A 10132-nucleotide genomic window follows, 5' to 3' on the forward strand; every position below is an offset into this window, starting at 1 on the left:
GGAACGACCTGGAGGGACGAACGAGGGGCCGGTGCACCCGCTGCCCCGGCCCCCCGTCCCTTTCGTCGGGCGCTACTCGGTGCGCCGCTCCCCCGGTCGACGACGACGGACGATCGTCGTCGCGACCAGCAGCGCGCCGATCAGCAGCAGCCCGGCAGCTCCCCACAGGAAGGGGCCTCCGGCGAACCCGGTCGAGGCGATCCCGGGCTTCGGGGTCGGCCTCGGCGACGGGCTCGTCACGACCGTGACCGTCACGGTCGAGTCGTCGCACAGGACGGGCAGTTCGGGATCGATCGCCGCGGCCGCACCGACCTCGCCCTCGGCGGCGGGCTCCGCCTCGGCCTCGGGCTCCACGGGCTCGTCGTCGGGATCGTTCCAGCAGACCTCGCCGGTGTTGTCGATGCTGTCGACGGTGGTCGCCGGATCGAGCACGACCGAGAGCCCCACGTCCGGAGCATCCGGTTGCGTGCCGCCGATCATGCCGTTGAGCACGCAGTGCAGCGTGCCGCCGTACCCGTCGGCGTCGGCGTCGGTCACCGCGCAGTCGTCCCAGCGCGGGAACGCGGGCGCCTCGGCCGTCGTGATGCCGGTGACCTTGAGGTCAGCCGGGATCTCGTCGAAGAGCTCCATGTTCTCGATGGCGCCGAGACCCGAGTTGGTCACCGACAGGGTGTAGTCGAATGCGTCGCCCGGCTTGGCCTGCTCGACGCTCGACGTCTTCACGATCTCGACCGACGGGTCGCGCACGACCTCGCACGCCGGGGTGGCCTGCGGGTACACCGCGAGGATCGACTCACTCGGGTTGACCGAGAAGGTGATCGTCATCGGATTCACCTGGTCGGCGAACGCGTAGCTCGGGAGCTTCGAGTCCTTGACCATGTTCTCCCACATGTCGACGATGCCGTTCTCGCCGACGACGTCGCCCTCCTCGATCAGGCGCCAGCCGGGCCAGCCGATCGAGATGCCGTCGTCGTTCACGACACCGTACGGCCAGAGCAGCCGGCCGTTGCGCTCGCTCCACGGCACCTGCATGACGATCGGCTCGGCGTCGGGGTAGACGGTCGGGTCGGGCGTCCAGGTCACCGTGATCGGCCCGGGCTCGACGTCGTCGGAGACCGCGACGTCGAAGTAGAGGTACGGCACGTCGTTGACGCAGCGGGTGTAGGCCGCCGGGTCGATGGCCTTCGTCGGCACGTCGACGTCGTCGCAGTCGTTCGCGGGCACCATGTCGGGGATCACGCCGTCCTCGGCGAGTGCGAGTCCGCGCGCGAGCCCGGCGAACTCGGCGAGCTCGGGCTGCTCGGACGCCACGATCGCAACGCAGGCCTCGTTGGGGATGTCGCCCAGGTCGACGACCGGCACGGGCGGCGCCGGGTCGTCGGGCCCGACGGGCGGCACCGGCGGCAGCGGCGCGGGCACGGCCATCTGCACCGGGATGGTGATGACGGTCACCGCCCCCGCCGGGTACGCGCCCGTGTACGTCGCCGCGAACGCGTTGTCGGCATCACCCGACGTCTGCGCCCACGTGCCCGTCTGCGCCGGGTCGTCGGCCGGCGCGAACGTGGCCGGCCCCGTGACGACGAGGTCGTCGTCGAGCAGGTCGGAGACCTCGAGGCCCGGCACGTCGAGCGTGCCGTGGTTCGTCACCGTGAGCCGGTACTCGAACGCGTCGCCCGCCTGCACCGCGGTCTGGTCGTCGGGAAGCACGTACTCCTTCTCGATGCCGACGTCGAACGACTCGGCGACGTTCTTCAGCGAGCACACGGTGGTGCCGCCCGGCGCGACCTGCGCGTGGGTGACCGCCGCGTCGCCGCAGAGCCAGGCCTCGGCGTGGTAGTACGCCGCGAACGGGTTGCTCGCGTGCGCGGCCGCCAGCTGCTCGCCGAGCAGGTAGGACCCGACCGGGACGACGAGCTCGAGGCCGCCGCCGTTCAGGTACTGCGCGAACGTTGTGGCCGACTCGCCGCTGAGGTTCCAGTCGGCTGCCGCGAGCAGCTCCGCCGGATCGATGCCGAGGTCGAGGAGAGCCGTGTTGTCGACCGACTTCGTGAGCCGCAGCTTGCCGACGGGGATGTCGGTGCACCCCTCGAGCTCGGTCGTGAACGTGCCGTTCGTCATCTCGGCCGTGTTGAGGAATCCGCCGCCCGTCTCGGTCGCCTCGCACGTCGCGAGGTCGATCGAGGTGATGGAGGCGACGTTCGCGCGGACGGTGATCGTCCACACGTGGGTGTCTCCGGCCACGATCGCGTGCGCGGTGGCGAGGGTCGTCGCATCCTGACCGTTCCAGTCGGCGACCGGGTCGCCGTCGGGATCGGTCGCCGACGCCGAGACGATGCTCACGCCGTCGGGGAATGCGAGCGCATCGTCGAGGTCGTAGACGAGATCGTGCGAGCCGACGGTGTCGACCGTGATCTCGTACTCGACCTCCCACTGGCCCGGTGCGACGAGGGTCGCGGGGCCGGTGGGCGCCTTCACCGCGGTCGTGCGGCCGGGCTCGTCGCACGCCCCGGCCTCGGTCGGCACGCCCGCGACGGTCAGCGTCGCGGTGTTCGCGAAGCCGCCCTGCTCGCCGGGCACGCAACTCGTCGAGCCCTCGACCTCCTCGGTCTCGGGGTCGTCCCAGACCACGTCGGCGGTGACGGTCGCGTCGACCGTCACGTCGTAGACGTGGGTGCCGACGGAGGCGGGGAGCACGACGTCGTCCGCGAGCTCCTCCACCGGCTCGGCCTCGGGGTCGGCCCAGGAGCCGGCGGCACCGTCGGGTCCCTGCCAGGCGGCCGAGTCGATGCGGATGCCGCTGCCGAAGTCGGCGAGCGAGTCGGTGAGGTCGTACGTGACCGCCGAGACGACGCTCTCGTCGGTGACCGTGACCCGGTACTCGATCGTCCAGCTGCCGTCGTCGTGCTGCACGACGTCGGTGACGTCCTTGACGACGGAGTACGTCGCCGGCTTCGCCGTATTGACGATCGTGCAGGTGACGTCGTCGCCCGGGTCGAGGTTCACGGTGTCGCCGTCGAGGACGCCGGCGGCGTCGCAGCTCCAGGTGCCGGCCTCGAACTCGTCGGCGCCTGCGAAGTCGGTCGCGACCTCGTCGAGCACGTAGTCGACGTTCGCGTCGACCGCCCCGCTCGCGGTGCCGGCGCCCGTGACGATCGGGTCCTCGCCGTCCTCGGTCGCCGAGACCGTCCACAGCGTCGGCGGGAAGTCCGCCGCGACCGCGTCGGGCTGCACCTCCTTCACGAGGGTGAGCTTCGGCGCGATGTCGGTGTTGACGATCTCGCAGTCGACCGTGGCGCCGAGTTCGTGCACTTCGATGGTCGCGGTCGTCGAACCGGTCGCATCCGTGAGCGTGAATGCGTCGTCGCCCTGGTCGGACGTGCACGCCCAGGTCGCTGCGACCCGGTACTCGTCGCCGTTCGTCCACTCGACCGAGGTCTCGGCAAGGGTGTACGGGGCGTCGAGTCGAACGGATCCGCTCGCCGTGCCCGGACCGCCGAAGCCGTCGCCGGGGCTCGATGCGCTGACGGTCCAGTCGTCGGCCACGGCGTCGCCGCCGTGCGCGTTGACGACCGTCTTCTCGAGGTTCACGGTCTGCGTGCAGTCGACCTCGTTCGTGATGAGGAACGTCGACACCGCGGCATCCAGCGTCTTGTCGCCCGTGCCGTTGCCGGCGGTGTCGACGAGCACGCACCCGGTGGGCACGACGACGTCGGTCTCGCCGACCGTCACCTGGTCGCCGAGGGCGTACGGTCCGGACTCGGCGCCCCAGTCGACGTCGGAACCGTCGAGCTGCCCCTGGGCGGTGAACCCGTCGGGCAGGTCGTCGCTGTTCCACGCGATCGGCTCGCCGCCGTCGATGACCCATGCCTTGTCGACGATGACGACCACGGGCACGTCGCCGCAGTCGTCGGCGGTGTACTCGTCGCCCGAGATGACGGTCGCCGTGTTCAGCAGGCCGTCCCCCTCGGTCTGGTCGCCGGCGCAGACGAGGCCTTCGGCCGGGGCATCCGCGTCGACGGTGAAGGTGACCGTCACCGTGTAGGTGTGGGTCGCGCCGCCCGCGAGCGCCTGGTCGGCGACGATCTCGGTGTCGTCGTCGCCGTTCCAGCCGGGGTTGACCGTGACGTCGGCCGACTCGACCGTGGCACCCGTGATGACGACGCCGTCGGCGTAGTCGGGCGCGTCGTCGAGGTCGTAGACCAGCGCCTGGTCGGCACTCGTGTTGTGCACGGTGATCGTGTAGCTCGCCGTCCACCCGCTCGCGTCCCCGGTGACCGGGCCGTCGAAGGTCTTGGTCACCTCGGGCTCGGCGGGAAGGCCGCACCCCGTGTCGCTCGAGGGGATGCCGTTCGACGTGAGCGTGACCTCGTTGAGGAAGCCCACGTTCGGGTCCGCCTCGGTCGGCGAACAGGTGTTCGTCGTCGGGACGCCGAACGCCGCCTCGTCGACCTTCGCGGTGACGGTCACCGTGTAGGTGTGCACGCCGTCGATGCCGATGACCTTGTCGGCCGGTGCCGTGCTGTTCGGCACGATGTCGGCCGTCGGGTCGTTCTCGGGGTCGCTCCAGGTGCCGTTCGCGCCCTCGCCCTCCCAGCTCGCCGACTGGATGTCGACCTCGGGGCCGAACCGCAGCGAGTCGGCGAGCGTGTAGCGCGAGACGAACTCCGAGTTGCCGGTCACCGTGACGTCGTACACGATCGTCCAGAGCCCGTCGCCGTCCTGCGTGACCGTCGGGTCGCCCTTCACGACGGTCGGCTCGCCGCCGCGCTCGATGTCGGTGCAGTCGTCGTCGGTGCGCGCGATGTCGCCCGACGTCACGATGGCGTTGTTCAGGAAGCCGACACCGTCGGAGTGGTCGGCGGTCTTGCACTCGAGTTCGTCGGGGTCGATGTCCCCGGCGGGGGCGTCGACGTTCAGCACGACGGTGTAGACGTCGGTCGCTCCGGCGGCGATCGGCTTGTCCGATGCCACCGTGAACGGCGAGCCGTCGTACGGGGTCACGGGTGCGCCCCCGTCGATCGCGTAGCCGAGGTAGGCGACGCCGGCCGGGAACGCCGGGTCATCGGTCAGCGAGTAGTACGACGGCTTGGCACCCGGGTCGGTGTTGGAGACGGTCAGCGTGTACGCGACGTTCCAGGTCGAGTCGGGCTGCTGGGTCGAGGTCGCCCCCGACTTCACGATCTTCGGGGCGCTGGGCGAGTCGCACGCCGATGCATCGGCCGGAACGCCCGCGACCGTCAGGGTCGCCGTGTTGTTGAACGCCGCGTTCCCGCTGCCACCGGTCGGACATGCCGACTGGGCCGGTGTCAGGTCGGGGCCCGTGAGGGCGATGCCCGTGACCGTCACGCGGTAGGTGTCGCTCGGGTCGGGGTCGCCGGCCGCGAGGTAGGCGTCGTCGGCGAGGACGCCGCCGTTCGTCCAGCCGGGGATCGCGACGCCGTTCTTCGTGGCCGAGTACGTGCCGCCCGTGACACCGGCACCGAAGTGGGTGGTGTCCGAGAGGTCGTAGACGCCGCCGACCGTGCCGGTGTTCGTCACGACGACGTCGTACTGGATGCTCCACGTGCCGTCGATCGCCTGCGCGACCGAGCCGGGGACGACCACCTTGGTGTGGGTGATCTTCGGCGACTCGAGGGTCACGCAGCCCGTGGCATCCGTCGTCTGGTTGCCCGAGACGAGCGTCGCCGTGTTGTCGAGGCCGTCCGCGCTCGGGCACGTGTAGGTCGGGTCGTCGGCACCGAGACGCACCGTGACCGCGATCTGGTAGACGTGAGCCGCCGCGCCGCCCGCGAGGGCGACGTCGTCGGCGAGGAGGTCGTTCGGCGCCGCCCCCGTCCAGGTGGGCACGGTCGCGACGCCGGCCGGCTTGCCGACGACCGTCGGGTCGCCCTCCTGCGTCGCCGTGGTGGGCAGGTCGAGCTCGTCCCTGAGGTCGTAGACGACGCCGGTCGTGGCCGAGGGGTTCGTCACCGTGATCGTGTACGGCAGGGTCCAGGTTCCGTCGCCGTTGTCGACGGCGGTGCCGCCGGTCTTCGTGATCGTCGGCTTCACCGGCAGGGCGCAGTCGGATGCCGCGTAGGGGGTCTGCCCGACGTACATGGTCGCCGTGTTGAGGAATCCGACAGTGCCCGGCTCGAGGTCGTCGCAGGCCGCGGCAGTGGTGCCGTCGAAGTCGGCGTCCACGTCGAGGGTCGCGTTCACGGTGACCCGCCACGTGTGCGAGGTGCCCGGCGCGAGTTGCGGCTCACCGTCGAACGGCTGGATCTGGTCGAAGGGGACCGTCCAGTTCTCGCTCGATCCCGCCGGAAGCGGCAACGTGCGCTGGTAGCTCGCGCTGTTCACCGTGACCTCCGAGCCGAACTCGAGCCGGTCGGAGAGCACGTAGCCGAGCGACTGGAACGCGCTCGGGTTCGTCACGACGATGTCGTACGCGATGGTCCAGCTGCCGTCGGCGTTCGGCACGGGCACCCCCGCTGTCTTCGTGATCGACGGGGTGATGGGCTTGAGCGTGTTGACGACGGTGCACGAGAGCTCGTCACCGGCTCCGAGGGCGGGCACGCTCGCGGACGGGACGGGAGTGTCGGGTCCGTCGTTGAGCGAACAGGTCCAGACGCCCGGGGCGAACTGGTCGGCGTGAGCGAGGTCGGTCGTCTCGGCGAGATCGAACGCGACGCCCGCCGGCACCGGAACCGGGCCGCCGGTGCCGCCGTCGCCGATGGCGACGATCTGGTCGTCGTCGGCGCGGCTTGCGCTCAACGTGAACTCGTCGGCCGACACGACGCCGTCGGTCACGACCTTCTCGAGCTCGAGCGTCGGGGCGATCGGATCGTTGTACACGACGCACGTGCCCTGTCCGAGCGCGGCCACGGTGATCTCGTTCGTCTCGACGAACTGGCCGTTCGGCGTCGTGCGGCACATGACCGACGTCTGCTCCCAGCCGTCGGGGCCCCCGGTCTCGGAGATCGTGTACGTCTGACCGGGGCGGACGAACACCGTGTCGCCCGAGGTCGCGTCGACGGCTCCGAGGCCGGCAGGAGCGGGCGCCTTCGGGGTCGCGACGAGCGTCCAGTCGGCAGGGTCGGCGTCGAGGTCGAGGTCGTTGTCGACGTTCTTGATGAGCGTCAGCGACGCCGTCTGGTTGACCGCCGTGCACTGCACCCGGAAGCCCAGCGGAACCGTGACCCCGCCGTTGAGGCCGTCGGCGAAGCCGGGGACGACCGTTCCGGCCGCGTTGACCTGCACGCAGTCCCAGCTGCCCGTGGCGGGCGGGATCGGGACGGCGTTCAGGCCGAGCGTCTGCACGTAGCGCGGATCACCCGTCTCAACGAGCGGATACGTCACGTTCGGCGTCACGAGGGCGGTCGCCCCGGGGGTGCCGGTGGCTCCGTTCGGCCCGGCGAGCGCCCCGCCGGGGGCGACCGCGTCGAGGTTCCACGCGCCCGGTGCGGCCGGACCGTTCGCGACCGTCTTCTTCAGCGTCAACTGGGAGTCGCAGGTGACGGTGTTCGTGATCGTGTAGGTGTTGTCGCCGGGTTGCAGCGTCGCGCTGTACGGCAGGGCGCCGTTGGCCGGAGCGCTGCCGTTCGCGAGCGTCACCCTGCTGTCGGTGATGCGGCAGAGATCCCGAGAGCCGACGCTCGTCGTCTCGTTCAGCGACACGACGGTGTTGGCCGGGACCGGTCCCTGCGGCGTCACCCACGGCGCGTTCGCGCCGCCGACGGTGAGCTGGGCCGTGAGGCCGATCGGCTGCTGACCGTTCTGGTAGGTCACGCCGTTCACGACCCAGACCTTGTTGACGCTGTACGTCGCCTGCGGCAGCGGTGGCCGGTTCCAGACCGTGCAGCTGACGGCCTGCGTGGAGCTGACCGGGATCGAGAAGCCGTTCGTCTCGTTCGTCACGGTGATGGCGCCGCCGGTGGCGACGTCGGTGCAGACGGCGTTCTTGCCGCTCGACGTGACGATGCTGTGGCCCTGCGGATCCTCGGTGACCTTGACCGTGCCAGAGGTCGTGCCGCCGGCGAACGTGAGCGGGAGGTTCACGGCGCCGGTTCCGGCCGCGGTCACACCCGACTGGGAGGCGGGCGTGATGCCGCCGGTCGTGGGCTGCGCGGTGAAGTTCCAGCCGCCGGCGGGGGTCTGGCCCGTCTTCTGCTCGCCCGTGCTCGTGTTCGAGACGACCTGCTTGACGACCGAGATCGATCCCTGGCAGGAACCGAGCGCGAGGTTGCGGAGGATCGTGCCGGCCTCGTTGTAGTCGGCCGACTGGAAGTAGTCGGAGTTCAGCGTGCTGCCCGAGATCGCGATCAGGTTGTTCGGCGAGCCGCCGACGCCGTCGCCGACTCCGAACGCCACGACGCGGGTGCCGAGCGCCTTGAGCGCGTTCGCCGAGAACACGCCGTTCTCGACCTCGCGGAAGCGCGTGCGGTTGCCGGGGCCTTCGTCGCCCGCGTAGACCGTCGGGTTGCCGTCGGTGAGGACGACGGCGAGGTCGTACTGCGTGCCGCTCGTCGCCACCTGGTAGATGCCGCGATCCCAGTTCGTCGCATCGGTCGGCGTCGAGAAGCCGTCGATGTGGTTGCGCACGGTGTTCGCGCCGGCCACGGTCGAGACCGGGGTGATGCCGAGGTTCGCGCCCGACGACGCCGGTGCCACGTTGTTGAAGGTGAAGATGCCGACCTGCGAGGGCGTGCCCTGCAGCGCCGTGACGAAGCCCTTGGCGGCGTTCTTCAGTTCGGTGAAGTTCGGTGCGACCGAGCCGGAGAGGTCGATCACCAGCGCGACGCGCACACCGCACTGCTGGGCTCTGGTGGGATTCGCGAGCGAGTTCTGCCAGATGCCGCCGGACGCGTTGTTCGCGGTGCTGCCCGTGGCGATCATGAAGTCGCTCAGCGAGCTGTACGTTCCGCCGCTGTCGATGACCGAGGTCTGGAAGCGGTACGGCGACGAGGCGGGCGATGTGCCCGTGGCGAGGTTGTTGTTCTGGAACCAGCCGGCCGGAACGCCCGGCGTCGCCTGGGCGACCCAGTAGCGCGAGCCGTTCGCGTTCGGCACCGTGAAGGTGCAGACGCCGGCTGCGGTCGAGGTGCAGGTGGCCCACGGCTGGTTGATGATGGAGCCGAAGCTGCCGCCGTTGTCGGTGTAGAGCTGGAGAGTCACGCCGCCGAGGCCGCCGACGCTCGAGAGGCCGGTGCGGCTGCCGCCGACCTGGACGTTGATCGTCGCGGGACCCGAGTAGGTCTGGGTGAACGTGCAGTTCGCGAACTTCTGCGTGGGGTTGCCGTTCGAGTTGCTGAAGGTGACCGTGCGGTCGTCCTCGTCCCAATCGGGGTCCTGCCCGCCCGAGCCGCCGGTGGTGCACGAGAAGGTCGTCGTGTAGTCGGCCGGCCCGTTGTCGGCGTAGAGGGTGTAGGTGGTGTTGCGCGGCACCGGTCGGGTCTGTCCCGACGTGAAGTCGTAGTTGTCGCTGTTGCTCGAGCGGATCGCGTGCAGCGTCCACTGGTTCGGCGTCGCGGGTCCGCCGGAGACGACGTTGGTGATGGTGAGGTTGCCGCAGTTCGTCGTACAGTCGGCCGTGTCCGCCGGCGCCGCCGCGAGCGGGGTGATCGCGGGTGGCGCGGCCTTGGCCCTCGTCGGCGGCCCGGTGGCGGGTGCCTCCTCGGTCGGTGGCGTGGATGCCTCGGGCTCTTCGGTCGTCGGCGTCTCCGCTGCGGGCGGCTCACTCGTCGGCGGGTCGGCGGCCGGCGGCTCGGCGACGGGTGCGTCGTCGCCGGTCGAGTCGTCGGCCGCCGCGTCGTCGGCAGGCGGTTCGGCCGGCTGCTGCGTGGTCGGCTCGTCTGCGGCGGGCGCCTGGTCGTTCGCCGTCGTGGATGCCTCGGCGCCGGCCTGCTCGCTCGTCTGCGACGACTCGGTCGCCGAGGCATCCGCCCCCGCCTCGCCGTTCGCCGCGGCGAACGCGATCGTCGGCAGCCCGACCGCGAGCATCGCGCCCGCGGTGAGCGCGGCGATCGTCGCACGCAGCGATCGTGATCGGCGTTCGGTGCGACGGCGTCGAGCACGCCGGCCGTCGTGGAGCGGAGCGGAACGGAACGGGTCGAACAAGCTGTCCATGGTCGTCGAACCTTCTGATCGGGTA

Annotated in this window: 1 protein-coding gene; it reads right to left on the reverse strand. The window is 70.7% G+C overall.

Annotated features, from left to right (window positions below):
• Positions 1-72: 72 nt before the first annotated feature.
• On the reverse strand, positions 73-10107 hold the full coding sequence (locus MUN74_RS02930) for a VWA domain-containing protein (RefSeq protein WP_244854924.1): 10035 nt from the start codon (positions 10105-10107) through the stop codon (positions 73-75).
• Between the last annotated feature and the right edge of the window lie 25 nt (positions 10108-10132).

Source organism: Agromyces sp. H17E-10 (assembly GCF_022919715.1).
Lineage (GTDB): Bacteria > Actinomycetota > Actinomycetes > Actinomycetales > Microbacteriaceae > Agromyces.

Excerpts from the sequence above, each read along its gene's own strand:
- MUN74_RS02930 (WP_244854924.1), bottom strand. The coding sequence starts at position 10,107 with ATGGACAGCTTGTTCGACCCGTTCCGTTCCGCTCCGCTCCACGACGGC.